This is a genomic window from Actinoplanes sp. NBRC 101535 (genome assembly GCF_030269225.1).
GTDB lineage: Bacteria > Actinomycetota > Actinomycetes > Mycobacteriales > Micromonosporaceae > Actinoplanes > Actinoplanes rectilineatus.
Genome location: NZ_BSSY01000010.1, coordinates 202847 through 222820 on the forward strand (window position 1 = coordinate 202847; position 19974 = coordinate 222820).

A 19974-nucleotide genomic window follows, 5' to 3' on the forward strand; every position below is an offset into this window, starting at 1 on the left:
AATGCTGTCCGCAGTATTAGAGACGGTTGTCAGCGTCGCTGCGCGCGGAGTTCCACCAGTAGTCCGTCGCGGTCGGTGAGGACCGCGCCGAGGATGCGCCGGCCCGCGGCGAGCAGGTCGGCGACGTCCGGGGTGCTGAGCGCGTACATCACCAGGGCGCCGTCGCGGAACGAGGCCACGATGCCGGCCCGGCGCAGGACGGCGAGCTGCTGCGACAGGTTCGACGCTTCGACGTCGATTTCGGCGAGGAGGTCGCGCACCGGTTTCGGGCCGTCCTGGAGCAGTTCCAGCACCCGGATGCGGACCGGATGGCCCAGGGTGCGGAACATCTCGGCCTTCGCCTGGTACAGCGGCACTGACACAGCGTTCCCTCCGCCTCGTACGCCGATGGACCGATGAACGGGTGGGTCCTCTACCAACCAACGGCGTCGGGTCGGTGCGGTTACGCGTACACCCACGGTCGGCTCTTGAAAGATCTCGCAGTTGCCGACTTGCAGAAGTCTGCAAGCTGAGCACCGCATGTAACGAAACTCCCACGGTCGGTTATCCGCAAGCCGGACATCGTGTGCGACCGCATCCCGGCCCGGTCGTCCACTCTCGGCGGTATCGGATCGATGGACGTGGGAGGAACCGGGATGCCGGACATGGATGTGGCCTTGAAGGACGCGATGCAGATCGACGGTGCGATCGGCGCCGCCCTGGTCGACCGGGGCAGCGGGATGGCGCTGGGGATCGCCGGCGGCAGCAAGATCTTCGACCTGACCGTGGCCGCCGCCGCGAACACCGAGGTGATCCGCGCGAAGATCCGCACGATGGAGATGCTCGGCCTGCGGGAGAGCGTCGAGGACATCCTGGTCACGCTCGATACGCAATATCACCTGCTGCGTCCCCTGACCGGGCGCTCCGGGCAGGGACTGTTCCTCTATCTGGCGCTGAACAAGGACCGGGCCAACCTGGCCCTGGCCCGGCACCAGCTCAAGCGGATCGAGGAGAACCTCGACATCTGACCTTTGCCGCGGCATGGTGCGAAGGAACACCGGGGACGGGTCGTCCGGTTGGTGAGCATCGGGCGACCACCACGGCGGTGGTGCCGGGCTGCCAGAATGGGCTCGAGGTGATCACCATGCTCGCGCCGCCGATGCCCCGGGTCCGGACCGCCATGATGATCCAGCAGTGGCGGCAGCTGACGTTCCTGCACTGGCGTTATCCCGCCGAGGCGGTGCGCCGGCTGCTTCCGGCCGGCCTGACTCCGGACACGGCCGGCAGCGACGTCTGGGTGGGCCTGATCCCGTTCATGATGCGCGAGGTGCGACCGCCCTGGCTGCCCGAGCTGCCGTGGTTGTCGGCCTTCGCGGAGACGAATCTGCGCACGTACGTGCGGGGGCCGGACGGTGAACCCGGCATCTACTTCTTCTCGCTCGACGCGGCCCGGCTGCCGGCCGTGATCGCGGCCCGGGCCGGACTCAACCTGCCCTACCGCTGGAGTGCGATGTCGCTGCGCACCGACGGCGACGTGATCGACTACCGCGGTGTCCGGCGGGCCGAGCCGCGCGGTGCGTCGTATCGGATCCGGGTGCGCACCGGCGCGGAGTTCCCGGAGGCGGAGCTCGGCGAGCTCGACCATTTCCTGACCACCCGCGGGCGTCTCTACACCACCGTCGGCGGCAGGCTGATCACCGTCGAGGTCTGGCATCCGGATTGGCCGCTGCACCGGGCCGAACTGCTCGAACTCCGGCAGGATCTCACCGCGGCGGCCGGCCTGCCGGATCCGGCAGGTGCGCCGCTGGTCCATTACTCACCCGGGGTGCGCACCCGCATCGGCCTGCCGCGCCGGGCCCGCGTCAGCCGGTGAACTCGCGGGACAGCAGCGCGAACTGCAGTTCGGTGGTCCACTCGCCCTTGAACATCTCGTTCTCCACCAGGCGGGCCTCCTGGCGCATGCCGAGCCGCCGGGCCACCGCCGCCGAGGGGCCGTTGCGTTCGTCGAGCCGGGCCGTGATGCGCCGCAGGCCCATCTGCTCGAACCCGAGCCGGAGCATCGCCCGGGCCGCCTCGGTCGCATAGCCGTGCCCGGCGAACCGGGGGTGCAGCAGGTAGCCGATCTCGCCGCTCAGGTGTTCCCGGCTGGTATAGAAGAGCACCACGTCGCCGACCAGCTCACCGGTCTGCCGCAGCTCGATGCCGAGGCAGAGGCCCTGCCCCTCGCCGGTCAGCGCGGTGGCCCGCCAGGTCGAGGCGAGACGGTCCGCGATCACGTCCGGGGTCATCGGCTCGAAGGGGACGAACCGGCAGACGTCCGGCATGCTGCGGTAGGCGTGCAGTGCCGGGGCATCCGCGGCGGTCAACGGGCGCAGGGCGAGCCGCTCGGTGTGGACGGGATAGGCGGGACGCAGCTCGGGCATGCGGTGATCCTGCCATCCCGAGCCGCGTTCGCACAGGTGTTCGAGTTATCCACAGGCTGTGTCCCCAGCCTGTGCACAACTCAGCGGCGCTCGGCCTCGCCGCCGCGCCGGCTCACCAACATCCAGGCACCGGGCAGCAGGGCCGCCGCCAGCGCCGTCTTCAGAACATCACCGATGAGGTACGGGGTGAGCCCCTTCATCACGGCCGTCGGCAGGTCCATGCCCGTTGCGAAGGCGAGCCACGGCACCCCGATCAGATAGATCAGCGCGCTGCCCGCCGTCATCAAGCCGATCGTGTGCCAGGGCCGACGGTCCGCCCCGAGTGCGGCGAGCTGCCCGGTCAACGCCGCGGCCAGCACGAACGCGACAAGGTAACCACCCGTCGCGGCGGGCCATCCGGCCTCGGCACCGGCGAACCAGGGGACACCGAGGACGCCGGCCACGGCGTACAGCAGCATCCCCGCCGCACCGCGGGTCGCGCCGAGCGTGGCCCCGGCCAGCAGCACCGCGAAGGTCTGCCCGGTGATCGGCACCGGCGAACCCGGAACCGGGATGACGATCTGGGCGGCGACGCCGACCATCACTGCCGCACCGGCGGTCAGGACCACGTCCCGCACCACCGACCGGCCCCACACGTCGGCCAGAACTCCGGGCGCTGTCGCCCCGTAGACGCCGTATGCCACCGTGAACCTCCTCTGTGCACTGTTTTCCCTGTATGCGTGCACGTGCACGAACCTTATGGCCGGGCGGCCCCGGACGGCAGAGTCCATGATCGAACCGTGATGTGTCGGTCGTCGCAATGCGGCCGGGGGCGCCGCGCGAGCCCGCGCGACGCCCCCGCTCTCCACCTGATCAGAGCTTTTCGATCAGAGCGTGAGGGTCCAGCTGTTGATCGTTCCGGTGTCGCCCGAGTAGACGTCCTGCACCTTGAGGCGCCACGTGCCGTTGGCGGCCTCGCTGGACAGGTTGGCCGTGTAGGTCGCGACCACGTTGTCGGTGCTGTCGCTGCTCGACGAGGCCTTCAGGGCGTACGTCGAACCGTCCGGCGCGACCAGGTCGATCTTCACGTCACCGCGGTAGGTGTGGGTGATGTTGACCGCGACCGTCGAGGTCGACGACGCGCTGCGGGCACAGCCGCTGATCACGATGTCGCTGTACACCGCCGAGCCGGCGTCCGGGATGGACACCGCGGTGCCGTTGGTGACCGCCGCGCAGGTGCTCGGCGAGGTGGTGGTCGACGGCGAGGTCGACGCGGTCGGCGAGCTGGTCGACGCGGTGCAGGTCGGGTCGGCGGTCTGGGCCGGCACGCTCACCGCGTCCCAGGCGGCCTTGACCGTGTTGAAGACCGTGCAGTCGCTCGGGTACAGGTTCTTCGCCGCGGTCAGCGTCCAGGTGCGGTACTTCAGGTACGACGAGCTGGACGTCTTGATCAGCATCGCGTTGTACATGACCTTGATGGCGGTCTGGATGCCGACGCCGGTGATCGCGCCGGAGCCGGTGCACCGGGTGCTGGCCGGCTGCCCGTTCGTCGGGTTGGTGCCCTCGGCGAGCAGGTAGAACCAGTGGTTGCCGGGACCGGCCGCCGCGTGCACCTCGTCGCTCGGCGTGCTGCTGGAGTAGCAGTTGTCGTCGCCGGCCAGCGACGGGTTGTACATGTACCGGATCGGGCCGCTGCCGACCAGGTTGACCTCCTCGCCGACCTGGTAGTCGGGGGCGTCGTTGGGGTTGTTCGCGTACCACTCGGTGGCCGCGCCGATGGTGTCGGCGACGAACTCCTGGGTGTTGCCGTTCGAGATGCCGCCCGGCGTGGTGTCGTCGATGCCGTGACCCAGTTCGTGACCCACCACGTCGGCGGAGGCGATCCACTGCGACGAGGTGTTGTAGCCGATCTGGATCTGGGTGCCGTCGTAGTACGCGTTCTGGTCGGCCAGCCCGACTCGAATCGGCCAGCCACCACCGCTGCCGTTGAAGCCGTTACGCCCGAGCCAGCTGCTCAGCATCGCCTTCTGCTTCTGGGCGACGTAGAACGCGTCGACACAGCCGGTCTCCCGGTTGGTGCCGGTGCCGTTGCCCCACACGTTGTCGGTACCGCTGAAGATCGCGTTGCCGGTCGCGTTCTGGCAGCTCAGCGTGGTCATCGACGGGTCGCGCATGGTGTAGGTCGAACCGGAGAGCGTGGTGTCCAGGCTGACCGCGCCGTTGATCCACCCGGTTCCGGTGCCGGCCACGTCGGTGACGTGCTCGTACGTGCGCAGCACCGAACCGTCGGCCGCGTCCACGTCGACGGTCAGCCGGCTGACGCCCTCGGCGCCGGTGCCGTTGATGGTCGACTCCCAGGCCAGCGTCGGGTCACCGGTCGTGGTGACCACGACAAGCTTGGTGCCCTCGACGTTCTTGACCGTCTTGAGTTCGGCCTTCGCGATCGCGACCGAGTCGGCGGCGGACAGCTTCGGGGTGACCGAGAGGGCGCCGATCGGCTCGTTCTGGGCCACCGACGTGTACTTCGCCTGGCCGTAGTTGTCGGTGACCACGACGAAGTCGCCACCGATGACCGGCAGACCCTTGTAGGTACGGTCGAAGGGCACGTACTGCAGGTTCTCCGAGGTGATCACCTGGTGCTGGACGAACGCCTCGCCGTCACTGGCCTGCAGTGCCGCCGGGCGGTCGGCCACGAGCGCCGACGCCGCGTCGGCGGCCGCGACACGTGCTGCGGCCGGGTCGAGCGGCTTCTTGGCGGTCGCCGGTCCGGCGATCGCCACCATCGCCGAAGCCACCGCGGTCGCGGCGGTCACAGCGATGACGACTGGGGTACGGGATTTCACACGTGCTCCTCTCCTGCCCGCGGGGGTGACGGGCAGGTGCTCAACCGTCCGTGGACGGCGGGTCACACCTGGTGACTTGAGCAGAGACGTTAAGCATCGACGGGCATCACCGAATCGGGGAAAACCCTTGTGCGGCTTTCTCCCGGGTACGCGGGTCAGGCCCCGATCTGGCTGATCTCCACGAACGGGGCGTTGTTGAACCACTGAGCGTGAACGATGAAGTTCTTGTCGGACGAGGTGAAATAGATCGCCATGTTCACGTCGGAACCGGTCTTCTGCACCGTGTAGCCATCCGCCGGCGTGGCCGTGACCAGGAAGACCTTGCCCTCACTGGTCATCTTGATGACGACCTGACCGCCGTCGCACTTGAACGACCGGACGTACGTCTTCACGCCGTCTTCACCGGTAGTGACGGTCCAGCCGTCCTCGATGATGGCCTCGGGCGCTTTGCTGCTCTTCGACGGGGATGGCTTCGGGCTTGTCCGGGACGGCTTCGCGGCCGGGCTCTTCGACGGCTCCTCCGCGGGGGGCGTCGTCTTCTCCGGCGTCCGCACCGGTGCGGACGTCGTGGTCGTCACCGCCACCTCGGCGGCCGGCAGCGCACCCAGATCGGGAAGCGCGCCCTCCTCCGCCCGGGCCGCACCGAGCACCGGCGACAACGCCACCGACGACAGCACGATGCTGGTCGCGGTGGCCACACACCAGCCCGCCACCGGGAGCCACCTCGAAGATCGCACGAGGCCATCCTCTCACCACCGCCTATCCTGTGCGCCATGGCGATGATCCTGTTGGTCGAGGACGACCGCATCATCACGGCCGCGTTGACGCGGGCGCTGACCGATGCGGGACATGTCGTACGCCCGGTCGGCCAAGCCGCCGCCGCCTTGCGGATCGTCACCCAGGAACGGCCCGACCTGGTGATCCTCGACCTCGGGCTGCCCGACATCGACGGCACCGACGCGCTGCGGATGATGCGGACCGTCTCCGACGTGCCGGTGATCGTGGCGACCGCCCGCCGATCGGAGTCGGACATCATCGCCCTGCTCAGCGCCGGCGCCGACGACTACGTGACCAAGCCGTTCTCCGGCGGGCACATCCTCGCCAGGATCTCGGCGGTGCTGCGCCGGGCGCGTACCGTCACCGAACAGCAGCCGAACGCGATCACGGTGGGCGAGCTGGTGATCCGCCCCCGGCAGCGCCGCGTCGAACTCAACGGCGAACCGCTGCAACTCACCCGCCGCGAATTCGACGTGCTGGCGTACCTCGCCGAACGCGTCGGCCAGGTGATCAGCCGACGGGAACTGATGAACCAGGTCTGGCAGCAGGCCCGCATCGGCGAAGAACAGACCATCGACGTGCACATCTCCTGGCTGCGCCGCAAGCTCGGGGAGACCGCCGCCAAACCCCGCTTCCTGCACACCGTCCGAGGAGTCGGCGTCATGATGGTCGATCCGCAGTGAGGTGGGCGCTGAACCGGCTGGCGCTGGCGATCACCTCGATGGTGGCACTCGCCTTCCTGGTGCCGCTCGCCGTCGCCACCCGGCAGATCGCCCACGACCAGGCCATCTCCGACGCGCGCCAGCAGGCCACCGCCATGGTGACCGTGCTCGGCGTCAACAGCGACATGCTCGCCCTCACCGAAGCGGTGGCCAGCACCTCCGCGGGCAGCGCCGGCCGGCTCGCCGTGCACCTGCCCGGCATCGTCCCGATCGGCACATCCCACCTGGCCACCTCCTCCTCGGGGACCGAGATGATCGCCCGGGCCGCGCGGGAGGGCCGGTCCGGCACCGCGGACACCACGGGCGGGATCGCCTACCTCCAGCCGACGGTGCTCACGGACGGGCGTACCGTCATCGTCGAGGTCTTCGTCCCCACCGACGATCTCCACCGCGGGGTCTGGACCGCCTGGCTCGCCCTCGGCGGCCTGGCGATCGTGCTGGTCGCCGGCTCGACCCTCTTCGCCGACCGGCTCGGCAGCCAACTGGTGCGCTCCACCCGGCAACTCGCCGAGGCCAGCCGCCGACTAGGCGGCGGCGACCTGAGCGGACGCCTCACCCCGACCGGCCCGCGCGAACTCCGCGACGCGGCGACCGCCTTCAACACCATGGCCGAAGACATGCGCCGGCTCCTGGACCGGGAACGCGAACTCGCCGCGGACCTCTCCCACCGATTGCGTACGCCGCTGACAGGTCTGCGCCTGGACGCCGAGGCGATCCCGCCCGGCCCGATCGCCGACCGGATGCGTCAGGCCTGCGACCTGCTCGACGAGGAGCTGGAGGCGATCATCACGGGCGCCCGGCTGGGCACCGAGGCCCGCAGCGCCGAGAAGTCCGACCTGGTCGAGGTGCTCGCCGACCGGCTGGCCTTCTGGTCGGTGCTCGCCGAGGATCAGGAACGGCCGTGGGAGGTGATCGGCGGCAACGAGCCGGTGATGCTCCCGATGTCCCGCAGCGACCTGATCCTGGTGGTCGACGCGATGCTCGGCAACGTCTTCTCCCACACCGACGAAGGCGTGGCGTTCCGGGTGATGGTCTCCGCCAGCGGACTGCTCGTGGACGACGCCGGCCCCGGCATCCCCGACCCCGACGCTGCCGTGACCAGGGGTTTCAGTGGCGCCGGTTCGACCGGTCTGGGCCTGGACATCGTCCGCCGCGCCGCCGACACACTGCAGGGACAGCTGGTCGTCGCCCGCAGCCCACTCGGCGGTGCCCGGGTCGGGTTCCTGCTGCACGCGGCCCCGGTTTCATAGGCTTTTCCGGTCTCTTTAAGGCTCCCTTATGGCAGCCCTCCCTAATGTTCTGCCTGGTAATCGCAAGGCCGAACAGTTTGGAGAGCAGACATGCGCAGGAAGATCGCCTATCCGCTGGCAACCCTGGGAATGGTCGCCTCCAGCCTGGCCGTGGCCGCGTCGCCCGCCTCGGCCCACGGTTACGTCTCGACCCCGCCGAGCAGGCAGGCCCTCTGCGCCGCCGGCACGGTCACCGACTGCGGCGGCATCCAGTTCGAGCCGCAGAGCGTCGAAGCGCCTAAGGGCTCCAAGGAGTGCAACGGCGGCAACGGCGCCTTCCCGGTCCTCAACGACGAGTCACGCAACTGGCCGGCCACCACGGTCGGCAGCTCCGTCACCTTCAACTGGGTGCTGACCGCCCGCCACCGCACCGCCACCTGGGTGTACTACGTGGACGGCAAGGAGGTGGCCTCGTTCGACGACAAGAACCAGATCCCCGAGGCGACGGTCTCGCACAAGGTCGACCTGAGCGCCTTCTCCGGAAAGAAGACGGTGCTGGCAGTCTGGAACATCGGCGACACGGTGAACGCCTTCTACAACTGCGTGGACGTCAACATCGGCGGTACGGGCGGCGGCTCCACGCCCACGTCCGCGCCCACCACCTCGGCGCCGGCTGCCTCGTCCGCGCCGGCTGCTTCGTCCGCGCCGGCCACCAAGGCTCCGACCACGGCGCCGACGACGGTTGCTCCGACGGCCACCGCTACGGCCACCACTACTGCTCCTCCTGCTTCCGGGGGTTCGGAATGGGCGCCCGGCGTGTCCTACAAAACAGGCGATGTAGTGACTTATGAGGGTGTTTCTTACCAGTGCCGGCAGGGCCACTCGTCGATCCGCAGCTGGGAGCCGTCGATCTGGACCCTCGCGCTGTGGCTGCCGCTGTGAACCGCCGCCTGGTAGCCCTGGCCCTGACAGTGCCGCTGTTCCTGGGCGCCTGCGGCACGGCCGTGGAGAAGTCGTCCACCCCGGTGCAGACCCAGAACGTCAAGGCCGCCGCCGACATCACCGCCGGCGACACGTACAACGACACCGACGTGATGTTCCTGCAGATGCTGATCGACAACCAGGATCAGGCCCTGCAGATGGTCGACATCGCCATCGACCGAGCCTCCCGCCAGGAGGTAGTCGACTTGGCGAAGGCGGTCCAGGCCACCCAGTCCGACGAGACAGCCATGATGAAGAACTGGCTGACGTCCTGGGACAAGCCCACGACCCTGGACGAGCGGGTGAGCCTGCACGCCGATCACGGAGGCATGCCCAGCACCGGCGATGAAGAGATCGCGTCCCTGAAGACGGTGAAGAAGGCGAACTTCGAGACCGCGTTCCTCAACCTGTTCCTGGCCCACCAGCACAACGCCGTCGAGTTCGCCGACCTCGAACTCGACAAGGGCGCCAACGACCAGGCCAAGGCATACGCCGAACGCGTGAAGCAGTCCCGAGCCGACCAGGTCCAGCAGATGCTGAAGCTCCTGAACAGCTGACCCGCACCATGACAAAGGCGGCCGTGGGGGCCCGCCTTTGCCATGTCTCGCGGAGAATGAAGGCGAGGGCCCGAAGCAAACATCACTTGCTCCGGGCCCTCGCCTTTGACCACGAGCCGGAATTGCTCATCCTGCCGCGCTGTCCTCTCCGACTATAGCTAGCCCGTCCATGCCCGTCCAGGGACGTTCAAACTGGTACACGAGCGAGCATGATCGAGTGCGTGCGTCTAACGTCGGTGCCATGATCGACCACGACGGCATGACTCCCGTATACGTGCAGGTGGCAGACGTGATCGCCGCCCGTATTGCTGGCGGAGAGTTGCCCCCGAACCGGCCGATCCCCAGCGAAGCCACCATGCAGCAGGAGTTCGGCATCGCCCGTGGCACCGCCCGAAAGGCCGTAGATCTTCTCCGCGAGCGAGGCCTGGTGGCTACCGTGCCGGGCCGGGGAACGTTTGTCCTCCCGGCCCGCGACGCAACCCCGTAGGTTGCAGCAAGCGCCGATACGCGGAGTTTTAGTCCTTCGAATCGGTCATGTGAAGGGTGGTCTGCCGGTGGGTCGCTCGTAGCTGTGGCTAGGTCGCGATCCTGATTTGCCATTCGGCACGTGCGTTCTACGGTCGTGCCATAGGTAACTCAGCCGGAGCGAGAGCCGCGCTCCGAGGTAACCGATTCGACGATCTCGGGATGACGGCATGGCTGCCGAACTGGCTGCTGTGCCTCCAAAAAATGCCTGGTCGGATATTTCTGCAGCTATGGCAATGGTGTAGCGTTCTACGGAAGTAGGCAGATTCGCCTGCTTCAGTCGGTTGCTAAAGGCATCGCAAAACGCCCCGAGTCGGGCGGAACGGATGAACAGTGACGCTTGTTTCTGAACCCGTTAAGCCGGAAATTTCGATGGAGCTAGAGCTCATCGATCCGGAAAAAGCGGAACAGTATCTTGGCAAGAACCAGTCCAACCGGAATCTCCGGAAGGCGCACTACCTCTCGCAGGCGAGTGACATGAAGGCCGGCCGCTGGCAGGCGAGTCACATGTCAATTGCATTCGACACCAAGGGTAAGCTGATCGACGGGCAGCACCGTCTGCACGCCATCATCGAATCCGGCACCTCGATGTGGTTGTTCGTTGCTCGCAATGTTCCGGCGTCGGTTCAGGAAGTCATTGACACGAGCGCGGCTCGGACTGGAGCTGACGCACTAAAGCTGTCTGGCCGCGTGGATACTAATCATCCAGCAGTGGCGTCTGCGGCCAGGACTGCCATCCTGTGGTCGGAAGGACATCACAGGCCAGTTCGGCGAGGCGTCAACGGCGCCCGTAAGGTAACCAACAGTGAAATCACTAGCTGGGTAGACGAGCAGAAAAAGCTACCTGAAGGTGCACTCTCCATCACCGGTGCGGTCGCCATGGCTCGCCAGTGGAATCAGGTGAACGATCTGATGTCGCTTGGCCTGACAAGCTTCGCCACTCTCCTTCTCGGAAGCATCGACATGGACGACACTGTTCGATTCTTCTCCAAGTTGGATAACATCGAGTTTGATGGCGATGATGATCCAGTCAAGCAGTTCTATCTCCGCGAAAACGAGGCGAAAAAGAGCCGCGACCAGCTGCGGATCTCGGAACATCTCTATTTTTTAATCACCGCATGGAACGCGTTCCGGACTGACGATCCGCTGCCGAAGCCGTTCGTGAAAATTTTGGCTTCCGGTAAGATCAGTATTACAAAGCTTGAAGGTAAGCCCAACAAGGCTGGAATCATGATCTATCCCCAGGTTCCTGATCCCGTCTAGACTAGTCTGGGCCCTCAACTAGTTTAGTTCTGAGCCGTCGCGGCTTCCTGGCCGCGACGGCTCAGCTCTTTTACTAGCTCCCAGCGGCCCTTCGTCAGCACTGCGTGTACAGGTGTCCGTGAATCTCGCCTTGCATGGTGGGCTCGACGATCGTCGTCCCGTATCCCTCACTCCGCCGCGCGTCCCGCCGATGGACGGGACTAGTCGGCGATGGAAGGCCATCAGGGCGGGCGACACCAGGGCCGTTGCATTCTCGCGGCTGGAGGCTCTGAGCTGGGATGATGTCGAGTGATCGGCCTATATGGAGGCGGATGGAGCGGGTGAAGCCCTCAAGGTGATCATGGAGTTCTTCACGCTGCACGACCACCGAGGACTCCACCCGCCGATGGCATCATCTCTGATCTCCGTACTGACTGTGAAAACCCCTGGCATCGACACGCCATCACCGCCGGTCACTGACGGTGAACGCGGCGGGCTCCTGGCTGCTGTGAGTATGGTCCCGGACCCGCGTAACCCTCGCGGGGTTCGCTATCTCCTGGCAGCGTTGCTGGCCGTCGCGGTCTGCGCGGTCCTGGCCGGCGCTACCTCGTTCGCGGCGATCGCCGACTGGCTGTACGACCTGGACAAGCCGGATCAGCAGCGGCTCGGGTTCGACCGGGGCGTGCCGGTCGGCACGACGGTGTGGCGGCTGCTGACCCGCCTCGACGACGCTCTGGTCAGCAGGGTCTTGGCACCGGCGCCGGTCGCCGGCCGGCCGCGCCGCTACCGGACCGTGATCGCCGTCGACGGCAAGACGCTGCGGGGTGCCCGGCTGGCCGACGGCCGTCAAACGCATCTGCTATCCGCGTTGGACACCAGCACCGGCATCGTCATCGCCCAGGTCACGGTGGATACGAAGTCGAACGAGATCCCGGGCTACGACCACGCCACAAGGCGCGGATCGTGTGGGAATGCCTCATCACGCAGCACCCGCGCTACTTCGCGCACTGGGCCTGGGCCCGTAACCCTCTGATGACGGCCAGGGTGGTAAGAGCGGAGTGACGGGAGACTGTCACGCTCCGTTCCGGGGGAGCCCGGAGGTGAAATCCCTCCGGGTGACCCGACCCTGGACCCGCAGGCCGAATGGAAAGCGGTCTACATTATCTTAAAGGGCTTCAGGGAGATCGACGAGAAAATGATCTCACGAAGCAGTAGTTGAATTATCTAACATATGTGTGGAATCCCGGCCCTCCGCGGCGGATTTCTTAAGGCGAACGCTGCTTCGGAGGGTGTGGGTGCTTTTTTGTTAGCGCCTTGTGGGTCTAATAAAGGTCCACTGTGGCCCTTTATGCCAATAGCTATCGTGCCACAAATGGCATTTGTGCTCCCGTTGGCCGCATTCCTAAGATGCTCGAGAAGCGCGCCTAGTAGCCGAACTCGAAAGTCATGCCCAGTAACGCGGGATCGCTAGAATCGATGACTTCCACGTCGTACCAGGATTTTCCGTTGATGTTGCCCACGCCGGTGTGGCGGTGGATGTGGTTCCACTCCCAGTCGGTTCGCTCGTCGGTATCGACGGGCGGTACGGGCAGCGGGACCGTTGTGGTCACCGTGGTCGTGGAATCCGCATAGAGTTCGTAGCTGTTTTCGATGCGGAGGGTTACAGCCGCAGTGCTGGGTGTGGTGGAGTTTGTTGCCATGGGCGTCCTCGTCTCGGGGCAGGAACCGTTGGCCTCGACCATGTTAGCCGGAAGCAGGATTGATGCCCGATCGAGTGATTTAGCTAGCTAACTTCCCAGTCCGGCTTTTCTAGCGATCGCACACCCATGCCACTCATGGTCTCTGTTCCAGACGACGGCGATTCCCTCGGCATTAAGCCATGTCACCCGCTCGTCGGTGACCGAGTCGCTGAAAACCGCCACCATCCCTGGTCGCGGATTGGTGCGGGGATAGATAAAGTGCCGATACTCTTTGAGTTGACTGTGTGCCTCTCGGGTTGCGCGGGCCACGTTGCTTCCGTAGACGACTTTGTACTCGCCGAGCCACTCGGGGGTGCCGGGGATGATGAAGTCCCGAGGATGAACATTGGTGGCAGGGCTGAATCCTCGGCTCTGCAGCCATAGACCGTATCGCCGTAGTCCATCTTCATGGCGTGGGGTTCGGGTGATAGAACGCTCGGGTAGAAGTTTTGTCGAGACTTTGTCGACTCCCGGATCGAATACGAGCTCGCGTGCGCTGGAGTCCGCCAGTGTCGAGCTACTGGTGGAGATCGTTCCCGGTGCCAAGATCGCTAGGCGCCGTTTCACCTGGGCGGCCTCTTGGAGAGCGATGCACATCGAGCGGAGATCAGCCTCGAGGATGGAGTCGCTCGGGAGGTTGCTGACCGGGTATGACTGGGCCAGGATGGTCGCGGCCTCGTAACGCCGTTGCCGCCGAGCGGTGCTGTGCAGCGCCACGGCGCTATCCCACGCTTCGGCGATGCGATGGGGGAGCGCGCCCCTGATGGCATCGGCTTCAGCACGAAGCGCGGCCAGGAGCTGTTGTTCCTTTCCCGATCCCGTGCCCGCTTGATACGCGGCCGGAACGTTCTGGCCACGTTTCTCTGTGCCCATGTTTAGGCGAAGAGTCCAGTTTTGCCCGGTGGCGTCGAGGATCCAGACGACGTATAGGCCGTCCATGGGGGTTACTGACTCATCCGGATCGAAGAATCCGATCCATGGCGTGAGGGTGGCACCCAGTGGAGGCTGGCCTCCACTGGCCTTGATGACAAAATCCGCCGGTCCATAGTCTTGCAACTCTGTCGATGCCCTTGCCAGCAGGCGTTGCTGAGCCGTGTCGAAGCCATCGTGGTAGTCGTATCCTTCGGCGACAGCCACGAGATAATCGCGAAGAAGCACTCTTCACCGACCTTGGTAGACCAATGGTGGAGGCAACGTAGCTTGATGCAACCTTGTCCCCAGACTATGCGTTTGGCCATCCTTGATGGGGATCGCCTCACCACCTGGGGGGGGCACAGCCCTCGGCCGGAGGCCTCCGGCGAAAGGTGCAGGCTGTGGCCGTTCCATTCAGGGAGTGACTGACCCATGCCCTGACCGCTGTTAGATAGCGTGAAGCAACACGCCACCTGCCATGACCTAGGGGAACACGTGGAGCTTCTGCACTCCGGCAAGGTTCGGGACGTCTACGCCGACGGCGATGATCTGCTGCTCGTCGCCTCCGACCGGATCTCGATCTATGACGTCATCCTGCCCACGCCGATCCCGGACAAGGGCAAGATTCTCACCCAGCTGTCGCTCTGGTGGTTCGAGCAGCTCGCTGACATCGTCCCCAACCACGTCATCTCGGCTACCGACGTGCCGGCCGAGTTCCAGGGGCGGGGCATCCGGGTCGAACGGCTCGAGATGGTCATGGTCGAGTGCATCGCTCGGGGTTACCTGGCCGGGTCGGGGCTCAAGGACTACAACCGGGAGGGCGAGGTCTCCGGGGTCGCGCTGCCGCCGGGGCTGGTCGAGTCGTCGAAGCTGCCCGAGCCGATCTTCACGCCGTCGACCAAGGAGCCGGTCGGGGGTGGTCACGACGAGCCGCTGACGTTCGAGCAGACCGTTGAGCGGGTCGGCAAGGAGCTGGCCGAGGAACTGCGCCGGGTCACGCTCGAGGTGTACCGGCGTGGGTCGGAGATCGCCGCGGACAAGGGCATCATCGTCGCGGACACGAAGATCGAGGTCGGGTTCAACGCGGACAAGCGGCTGACCCTCGGCGACGAGATTCTCACGCCGGACTCGTCACGGTTCTGGGACGCCGCGGAGTGGGCGCCGGGCAGCGTGCCGCGGTACCTGGACAAGCAGTTCCTGCGGGACTGGTCGTCGCAGCTCAGCGACTGGGACCGGACCGCGCCCGGACCGGAGATCCCGGACGAGGTGGTCGAAGCCACCCGTAACCGGTACGTCGAGGTCTACGAGCGGCTCACCGGGGAGCGCTGGAGTTGATGCGGGTCAAGAGCTGAAGGCGAAGGATGAGCGCCGCACCGCCAGCAGGTGGGCGCCGTAGAGGGCGATCAGGGCTCCGCCCAGCACCCCGATCCAGCCGCCGTACAGGAGCATCAGGGGTGCGGCCGTCCACACAAGCGCGATTCGCATGCTGTGCGGCGTACCCCGAAAGGGCCCGGTGGAAAACCGCCGGGCCCGGGGAAATCAATAGATCAGGCCCATTGGACCGTGGTGTCGGCGGAGAGGCGCGGCAGGCGGTCCTTCCACGGGTTGTCGCCGGGGTGGCCGAGGTTGACCACCGCGAGGGACTTGTAGCGTCCGTCGGGGAAGAAGTCGGCGTCCACCGCGTCCTTGTCGAATCCGGTCATCGGGCCGGCGACGAGGCCGATGGAGCGGGCCGCGATGATGAAGTATCCGGCCTGCAGGGCCGCGCTGAACGTGCCGGCCTGCAGGCGCATGGCCAGGTCGCCTTCGAAGACGTCCTTGAGGCCGGGGGCGTGTGGGAAGACCTCCGGGACGAACTCGTGGAACCGGGTGTCCAGGGCGAGGACCGCGACGACGGGGGCGCTCTCCGACTTGGCCCGGTTGCCTTCGTTGAGGTGCGGGATCAGGCGGGCTTTTCCTTCGGCGGTACGCACGTAGAGCACCCGGAGCGGCTGCAGGTTCGCCTGGGTGGGCGGCCATTTCGCCAGGTCCCAGATTTCGGCGAGTTCCGCGTCGCTGACCGGCGTCGACGCGAAGTGGGAGGTCGTCCGGGCCTCGGTGAAGAGGAGGGCGCGGGCGGCGGCGTCGAGCTGCGGCCGGGTCAGGCCCGCTTCAGAAAGAGTATCCACTTCTAAAAAGCTAGCGACTTTCGCGCAGAAAGCCATGACCCGGGCGCGTGAACACGATCACGGTCGGGACGGGAATCAGGGAAGGTGCTCGTCGGCCCAGACGGCGATGTGCCCGAGGGCCGGCATCAGGGCACGGCCCGCCTCGGTCAGCTGGTAGGAAACGGACACCGGTGGGCCCTCGTCGACGGATCGGACGATCAGGCCGGCGCTTGTCAGCGAGGACAGCCGGTTGGAGAGCACCGAGTCGCTGATGCCGTCGATGGCCCGTGACAGCTCACGGAAGCCGGCCGGGCGGTCCTGGAGTTTGCCGAGCACCGCGGCGTTCCAGCGGCGGCCGAGGAACTCGAAGGCCCGCAGGAGCGCGGCGTCGCGCTCCTTGCAGGTCAGAGGGGCCGCTGTCATGGATGTAAAGCTACACAACTTCGCGCATGAGCTCGTCACATGAAGGAGCGCCCCGGTGGCATCCTCAGCCGGTGGGCCCATGACCCGATCCGGGATCTTCCCCCGGTGTTGCGCTGGGTGGTCATCTCCGCACTGTTTCTGCGTGCCGTCGCGGGCACGGTGCGGGAGCGGATCCGGCGTCAGCGTCCGGAGCCGGAGGTCGAGTGCTCCCGCCAGTCCACACTCACCGTGCACGCCCCGCAGGTGAGCTGCTCGCCGCACGTCGGGCACCAGTCGTTGGTGCGACGGAGATACCACCCGAGGGCGACTCCGGCGAAGAGGCTGAGCAGGCCCACGATCGCCGAGACCGTGACGGCGCCGGTCATGCCAGCGGGCTCCGCTGCACCAGGTAGAGGCCCCGGTGGTCGAGCGTGGGGTCCATGTCGCCGCGCGAGGTCACGTAGGGGGCGGTGAAGGTGTCCACGCCCGTCCCACGGTGGCGGCGGGGAAGGTAGGTGACCGTCACCGCGCGGGGGGATGCCGCCTCGATGACGCCGGCCCGCCAGCCGTCCCGGTAGACCCACACCGGGTCGGCGGGGCGGTAGCTCTCCGGCGGGGCGACGTCGTCCGAGTCGCGCTGTGCCGGGGTGAGGGACGGGAAGGTGGTTTCCACCAGTTTCGACATGCGTTTGCCTCCAGGGGGCTTCGAGGCGGGCGTCGGGCAACACCAACTGGGAACACATCGGCCGAGCGGCCGAACTTTTCGACACTCTGCGTTATCAGTTGGTACGTGTCTGTCAGCTATCATGCTCGTCATCCAGTGCGTTCGCAAGGCCGGATGCACGTGCATTTGCGTCGCGCAAACGCGCGTCGACACTGGGCCGGTAAGCTTGAGCTGGTTTCCTGGCGGACGATCTCCGCTCTAGGATGCGTGAGGCTGCAAGTTGCAGTCACGAGGCAGCGACGAGGAGTCAGGTGAGCGCGGGTACGCAGGAGGAGGCGCCGGGCGGCGGCCCCACCGTGCTTCGTATCCTGCTCGGCTCTCAGCTTCGGAAGCTGCGGGAGTCGAGAGGGATCACCCGGGAGGCCGCGGGATACGAGATCCGTGCTTCCGGGTCGAAGATCAGCCGGATGGAGCTCGGTCGCGTCAGCTTCAAGGAACGCGACGTCTCCGATCTCTTGACCATGTACGGCGTGGCCGACAGCGCCGAACGCGACGCGCTGATCGCGCTCGCCCGCCAGGCGAACAATCCTGGCTGGTGGCAGCACTTCGGTGACGTCCTGCCCAACTGGTTCCAGGCCTACCTGGGGCTCGAGGCGGCCAGCTCGCTGATCCGCACGTACGAGATCCAGTTTGTTCCCGGTCTTCTGCAGACGCCGGAGTATGCCCGGGCCGTCATCATGCTGGGACACGCCGGCGCGAGCTCCGACGAGATCAACCGGCGGGTCGACGTGCGCCGTCAGCGGCAGCAGATACTCACCCGAGCGGGTGGTCCGCAGCTCTGGGCGGTGATCGACGAGGCCGTGCTGCGCCGCCCGATCGGCGGCGTCGAGGTGATGCGGGCGCAGATCGAGGCCCTGATCGAGGCGGCCAAGCTGCCGAGCGTCCGCCTGCAGATCATCCCGTTCCAGGCGGGCGGCCATGCCGCAGCCGGCGGGCCGTTCGCGATTCTGCGTTTCCCTGAGCCCGAGCTCCCGGACGTGGTCTACGTGGAGCAGCTCACCAGTGCCATCTACCTGGACAAGCGCGAGGACGTCGACCACTACGCGATGGCGATGGAGCGCGTCTGCATCGACGCCGAGCCGCCGAACCACACGACGGAGATCCTCGGCAAGTTGCTGCTGGAAGTGGGAAATCCCAGCTAGTAGGCCTTGCGGACGATCCGGCCCCGGAAGGCCGGATCGTCGTGGTCGGTGATGCGTGTCAGGCGACGAGGTTGTCGAAGTCCCCGTCGCGGACACCGCCGAGGAACGCCACGATCTCGGCACGCGTGTAGATCAGTGCAGCACCCTCGGGGTCCCGGGAGTTTCGGACCGCGACGTCACCGTCTGGCAGGACGGCGCACTCGACGCAGTTGCCGCTCGGGTTGCTGCGACCGCTCTTCTGCCAGGTAACGCCCTGAAGTTGGCCGGCAGGCATGCCGTTGACCACGTAGGCCATTCCAAGCTCCCTTGCTATGCCCCGGATCGCCGATCGATCCAGGGTTCGATGGTTCCCCACGTGCCTTCTTAGGGGCGAAGATGCAAATGCACGTGCATCTGGCCTTGCGTAGTCACGTGATTCTGAGCATGATAACGCACGTACTACCCCAAAGAAGGTCACGGAGGGTGACATCTTTGGGTGATGGGTCGGTCGCGGAGCGACGTCTGCGGCCTCGGCGCGAGGTTCCCTGGCGGGGGCGACAGAGCGAGAGGTGACGAGTATGTCGATGTCCAACATCGGCCCGGAACATTCCGATCCGAGTGCCTCCGACGCGTTCGAAGGCCTGTGCCGGGGCAACCCGGCGCTGGTCTTCCGGGACGAGCCGATAGCGGACGACGTGTTCGCGGCATCCACCCGAGCCAGCGCGATCTCGCACCGTTTCGGTGGGGTCAGGTATGCGCTGAGCCGGCCGCGAGGGTTTCACGCCCCCCGGCCGACTGCCGAGGAGGGTGAGTCCGACGCGCGTGATTGAGCTCGTTCGCTGCCAGGGGCAGCGACCTGCCGAACATCCGGCGACCCGCGCCAGATGGATGACGTCCGCACCGCGTGTTCGCAGCGAGCGGTTGCGCCCCAGCGGCCACCGCTTCCCGATATTCGAGTTCGCGGAGTCCGACTACTGCTACGGCATCGGACCGGTCCGCCTGCGCCTCCTCGAGGTCAACTGGGCAAAACCGGTCCCCCACGACGGCGATACCTGGCTGGGCGTGCGCGGCGTAGTGATCGATCTGTCCGGTCGCGAGGGTGCGATCCGGGAGATGCTGATCCGCGCCGGCTGCGTGCCGGTCCCCCCAGCGTGCAAAAGGCCGCGTCTCCGGGCGCTGCACACGCACGTGTGACGCCGGGTGGGCGGCTTGGTTCCCCGTGCTGAGCCGCCCACCCGGTCACACCGTCAGACCTTCCCGGGGGCACACGGACCGGTTCCGCCGACACCCAGGCGGAGCCGGTCCGTCCCGCGTGTGGTCCGGGTGAGTGATCTCTTTCAGCTCTTTCAGCGGTACGAGTCAACGGCCGTCACCTGGCAAATTTCGGCCGTCTCCGACTGGCCGGTGCCGCGAGGTTCGTGCGATCTCCCTGGCCGTAGCGCGGTTCGGGCCTTGAGTCGTCCCTTGGGGCAGGGTCCATGCTGGACGCATGATGAACGGCGGGCACCCGACCGGAGCGAGTCGAGTCGAGGCGACACAGCGTGCGCCGGCGAGCCGGGCATGGGGCGAGCCGGAGCGGTCCGTGAGACGGGGCCGCCAAGCACGTCACTGAATGGCCTGTCCGTCATGGGCGCCGCCGGGCAGACCGGCCCGCGAAGGGCCGCCGGAGTCA

At 66.6% G+C, this 19974-nt stretch carries 25 protein-coding genes; 12 read left to right on the forward strand and 13 right to left on the reverse strand.

Annotation, left to right across the window (positions count from 1 at the left end; genetic code table 11):
* Window positions 1-29: 29 nt before the first annotated feature.
* Window positions 30-362 carry an ArsR/SmtB family transcription factor gene (locus QSK32_RS27080; protein ID WP_045746741.1) on the reverse strand — a complete coding sequence of 111 codons (333 nt, stop codon included), beginning with the start codon at window positions 360-362 and terminating at the stop codon, window positions 30-32.
* 273 nt (window positions 363-635) lie between these two features.
* Here QSK32_RS27080 and QSK32_RS27085 point away from each other — a divergent pair, with 273 nt between their 5' ends.
* On the forward strand, window positions 636-1007 hold the full coding sequence (locus QSK32_RS27085; protein WP_045746740.1) for a hypothetical protein: 372 nt from the start codon (window positions 636-638) through the stop codon (window positions 1005-1007).
* A 116-nt stretch (window positions 1008-1123) separates the two neighbouring features.
* A complete protein-coding gene (locus QSK32_RS27090) occupies window positions 1124-1852 on the forward strand; it encodes a YqjF family protein (RefSeq protein ID WP_045746739.1) in 729 nt (242 codons plus the stop codon).
* On the opposite strand, the gene QSK32_RS27095 is transcribed toward QSK32_RS27090, so the two are convergent.
* From QSK32_RS27095 to QSK32_RS27110, 4 genes are all read right to left on the reverse strand, one after another.
* Complete coding sequence (locus tag QSK32_RS27095) at window positions 1842-2402, reverse strand: GNAT family N-acetyltransferase (RefSeq protein WP_285473518.1); 561 nt, start codon at window positions 2400-2402, stop codon at window positions 1842-1844. The two genes, QSK32_RS27090 and QSK32_RS27095, sit on opposite strands and share 11 nt — an antisense overlap.
* An 80-nt stretch (window positions 2403-2482) precedes the next feature.
* On the reverse strand, window positions 2483-3085 hold the full coding sequence (locus QSK32_RS27100) for a biotin transporter BioY (RefSeq protein ID WP_045746737.1): 603 nt from the start codon (window positions 3083-3085) through the stop codon (window positions 2483-2485).
* Between the two features lie 183 nt (window positions 3086-3268).
* Entirely contained in the window at window positions 3269-5224 is a 1956-nt protein-coding gene (locus QSK32_RS27105; RefSeq protein WP_285473519.1) for a M4 family metallopeptidase, read from the reverse strand.
* 155 nt (window positions 5225-5379) lie between these two features.
* Window positions 5380-5961: a DNA mismatch repair protein MutL gene (locus QSK32_RS27110; RefSeq protein ID WP_285473520.1), complete on the reverse strand. Its 582-nt coding sequence runs from the start codon at window positions 5959-5961 to the stop codon at window positions 5380-5382.
* A gap of 36 nt (window positions 5962-5997) precedes the next feature.
* On the opposite strand from QSK32_RS27110, the gene QSK32_RS27115 reads away from it, so the two are divergent.
* The 7 genes from QSK32_RS27115 to QSK32_RS27145 all read left to right on the forward strand — a co-directional run bounded on the left by QSK32_RS27115 (window position 5998) and on the right by QSK32_RS27145 (window position 12290).
* On the forward strand, window positions 5998-6684 hold the full coding sequence (locus QSK32_RS27115; RefSeq protein ID WP_045746734.1) for a response regulator transcription factor: 687 nt from the start codon (window positions 5998-6000) through the stop codon (window positions 6682-6684).
* The gene (locus tag QSK32_RS27120; RefSeq protein ID WP_285473521.1) at window positions 6681-7973 is read left to right on the forward strand and encodes a HAMP domain-containing protein; all 1293 of its coding nucleotides are present in this window, start codon (window positions 6681-6683) and stop codon (window positions 7971-7973) included. The genes QSK32_RS27115 and QSK32_RS27120 overlap by 4 nt, the downstream gene beginning before the upstream one ends.
* Window positions 7974-8063: 90 nt before the next feature.
* Complete coding sequence (locus tag QSK32_RS27125; protein WP_285473522.1) at window positions 8064-8894, forward strand: lytic polysaccharide monooxygenase; 831 nt, start codon at window positions 8064-8066, stop codon at window positions 8892-8894.
* Window positions 8879-9490: a DUF305 domain-containing protein gene (locus tag QSK32_RS27130; protein ID WP_285473523.1), complete on the forward strand. Its 612-nt coding sequence runs from the start codon at window positions 8879-8881 to the stop codon at window positions 9488-9490. Before QSK32_RS27125 ends, QSK32_RS27130 begins: the two co-directional genes overlap by 16 nt.
* 241 nt (window positions 9491-9731) lie before the next feature.
* Complete coding sequence (locus QSK32_RS27135; RefSeq protein WP_285473524.1) at window positions 9732-9977, forward strand: GntR family transcriptional regulator; 246 nt, start codon at window positions 9732-9734, stop codon at window positions 9975-9977.
* A gap of 371 nt (window positions 9978-10348) precedes the next feature.
* Window positions 10349-11278 carry a hypothetical protein gene (locus tag QSK32_RS27140; protein WP_285473525.1) on the forward strand — a complete coding sequence of 310 codons (930 nt, stop codon included), beginning with the start codon at window positions 10349-10351 and terminating at the stop codon, window positions 11276-11278.
* Window positions 11279-11618: 340 nt separating this feature from the next.
* Window positions 11619-12290: a transposase family protein gene (locus tag QSK32_RS27145; RefSeq protein ID WP_285473526.1), complete on the forward strand. Its 672-nt coding sequence runs from the start codon at window positions 11619-11621 to the stop codon at window positions 12288-12290.
* A gap of 391 nt (window positions 12291-12681) precedes the next feature.
* Here QSK32_RS27145 and QSK32_RS27150 read toward each other — a convergent pair whose 3' ends face one another.
* Window positions 12682-12999 (reverse strand): hypothetical protein, encoded by a 318-nt coding sequence (locus QSK32_RS27150; RefSeq protein WP_285473527.1) that lies wholly within the window; start codon window positions 12997-12999, stop codon window positions 12682-12684.
* 45 nt (window positions 13000-13044) lie between these two features.
* Complete coding sequence (locus QSK32_RS27155; RefSeq protein WP_285473528.1) at window positions 13045-14154, reverse strand: MrcB family domain-containing protein; 1110 nt, start codon at window positions 14152-14154, stop codon at window positions 13045-13047.
* A 249-nt stretch (window positions 14155-14403) separates the two neighbouring features.
* On the opposite strand from QSK32_RS27155, the gene QSK32_RS27160 reads away from it, so the two are divergent.
* Window positions 14404-15243, forward strand: coding sequence for a phosphoribosylaminoimidazolesuccinocarboxamide synthase (locus QSK32_RS27160; RefSeq protein WP_045746726.1), 840 nt, complete (start codon window positions 14404-14406; stop codon window positions 15241-15243).
* A gap of 6 nt (window positions 15244-15249) precedes the next feature.
* On the opposite strand, the gene QSK32_RS27165 is transcribed toward QSK32_RS27160, so the two are convergent.
* From QSK32_RS27165 to QSK32_RS27185, 5 genes are all read right to left on the reverse strand, one after another.
* Entirely contained in the window at window positions 15250-15393 is a 144-nt protein-coding gene (locus tag QSK32_RS27165; protein WP_157411446.1) for a hypothetical protein, read from the reverse strand.
* Window positions 15394-15455: 62 nt separating this feature from the next.
* A complete protein-coding gene (locus QSK32_RS27170; protein WP_211275561.1) occupies window positions 15456-16076 on the reverse strand; it encodes a malonic semialdehyde reductase in 621 nt (206 codons plus the stop codon).
* Between the two features lie 75 nt (window positions 16077-16151).
* On the reverse strand, window positions 16152-16478 hold the full coding sequence (locus QSK32_RS27175) for a winged helix-turn-helix transcriptional regulator (protein ID WP_045746724.1): 327 nt from the start codon (window positions 16476-16478) through the stop codon (window positions 16152-16154).
* Window positions 16479-16657: 179 nt separating this feature from the next.
* A complete protein-coding gene (locus QSK32_RS27180; RefSeq protein ID WP_045746723.1) occupies window positions 16658-16843 on the reverse strand; it encodes a hypothetical protein in 186 nt (61 codons plus the stop codon).
* The gene (locus tag QSK32_RS27185) at window positions 16840-17142 is read right to left on the reverse strand and encodes a hypothetical protein (protein WP_045746722.1); all 303 of its coding nucleotides are present in this window, start codon (window positions 17140-17142) and stop codon (window positions 16840-16842) included. Before QSK32_RS27185 ends, QSK32_RS27180 begins: the two co-directional genes overlap by 4 nt.
* Window positions 17143-17432: 290 nt before the next feature.
* Here QSK32_RS27185 and QSK32_RS27190 point away from each other — a divergent pair, with 290 nt between their 5' ends.
* On the forward strand, window positions 17433-18323 hold the full coding sequence (locus QSK32_RS27190; RefSeq protein WP_045746721.1) for a Sco1979 family transcriptional regulator: 891 nt from the start codon (window positions 17433-17435) through the stop codon (window positions 18321-18323).
* A 58-nt stretch (window positions 18324-18381) separates the two neighbouring features.
* On the opposite strand, the gene QSK32_RS27195 is transcribed toward QSK32_RS27190, so the two are convergent.
* On the reverse strand, window positions 18382-18618 hold the full coding sequence (locus QSK32_RS27195) for a DUF397 domain-containing protein (RefSeq protein ID WP_045746720.1): 237 nt from the start codon (window positions 18616-18618) through the stop codon (window positions 18382-18384).
* Between the two features lie 572 nt (window positions 18619-19190).
* On the opposite strand from QSK32_RS27195, the gene QSK32_RS27200 reads away from it, so the two are divergent.
* Entirely contained in the window at window positions 19191-19496 is a 306-nt protein-coding gene (locus tag QSK32_RS27200; RefSeq protein WP_285473529.1) for a hypothetical protein, read from the forward strand.
* Window positions 19497-19974: the final 478 nt, after the last annotated feature.

What these genes read in the sequence shown, in the direction of transcription:
- QSK32_RS27085 (WP_045746740.1), top strand. Translation starts at nt 636, where the DNA reads ATGCCGGACATGGATGTGGCCTTGAAGGACGCGATGCAGATCGACGGT.
- QSK32_RS27145 (WP_285473526.1), top strand. Translation starts at nt 11,619, where the DNA reads ATGGAGTTCTTCACGCTGCACGACCACCGAGGACTCCACCCGCCGATG.
- QSK32_RS27200 (WP_285473529.1), top strand. Translation starts at nt 19,191, where the DNA reads ATGACGTCCGCACCGCGTGTTCGCAGCGAGCGGTTGCGCCCCAGCGGC.
- QSK32_RS27135 (WP_285473524.1), top strand. Translation starts at nt 9,732, where the DNA reads ATGATCGACCACGACGGCATGACTCCCGTATACGTGCAGGTGGCAGAC.
- QSK32_RS27195 (WP_045746720.1), bottom strand. Translation starts at nt 18,618, where the DNA reads ATGGCCTACGTGGTCAACGGCATGCCTGCCGGCCAACTTCAGGGCGTT.
- QSK32_RS27090 (WP_045746739.1), top strand. Translation starts at nt 1,124, where the DNA reads ATGCTCGCGCCGCCGATGCCCCGGGTCCGGACCGCCATGATGATCCAG.
- QSK32_RS27115 (WP_045746734.1), top strand. Translation starts at nt 5,998, where the DNA reads ATGGCGATGATCCTGTTGGTCGAGGACGACCGCATCATCACGGCCGCG.
- QSK32_RS27185 (WP_045746722.1), bottom strand. Translation starts at nt 17,142, where the DNA reads ATGTCGAAACTGGTGGAAACCACCTTCCCGTCCCTCACCCCGGCACAG.
- QSK32_RS27165 (WP_157411446.1), bottom strand. Translation starts at nt 15,393, where the DNA reads ATGCGAATCGCGCTTGTGTGGACGGCCGCACCCCTGATGCTCCTGTAC.
- QSK32_RS27125 (WP_285473522.1), top strand. Translation starts at nt 8,064, where the DNA reads ATGCGCAGGAAGATCGCCTATCCGCTGGCAACCCTGGGAATGGTCGCC.
- QSK32_RS27175 (WP_045746724.1), bottom strand. Translation starts at nt 16,478, where the DNA reads ATGACAGCGGCCCCTCTGACCTGCAAGGAGCGCGACGCCGCGCTCCTG.
- QSK32_RS27095 (WP_285473518.1), bottom strand. Translation starts at nt 2,402, where the DNA reads ATGCCCGAGCTGCGTCCCGCCTATCCCGTCCACACCGAGCGGCTCGCC.
- QSK32_RS27150 (WP_285473527.1), bottom strand. Translation starts at nt 12,999, where the DNA reads ATGGTCGAGGCCAACGGTTCCTGCCCCGAGACGAGGACGCCCATGGCA.
- QSK32_RS27180 (WP_045746723.1), bottom strand. Translation starts at nt 16,843, where the DNA reads ATGACCGGCGCCGTCACGGTCTCGGCGATCGTGGGCCTGCTCAGCCTC.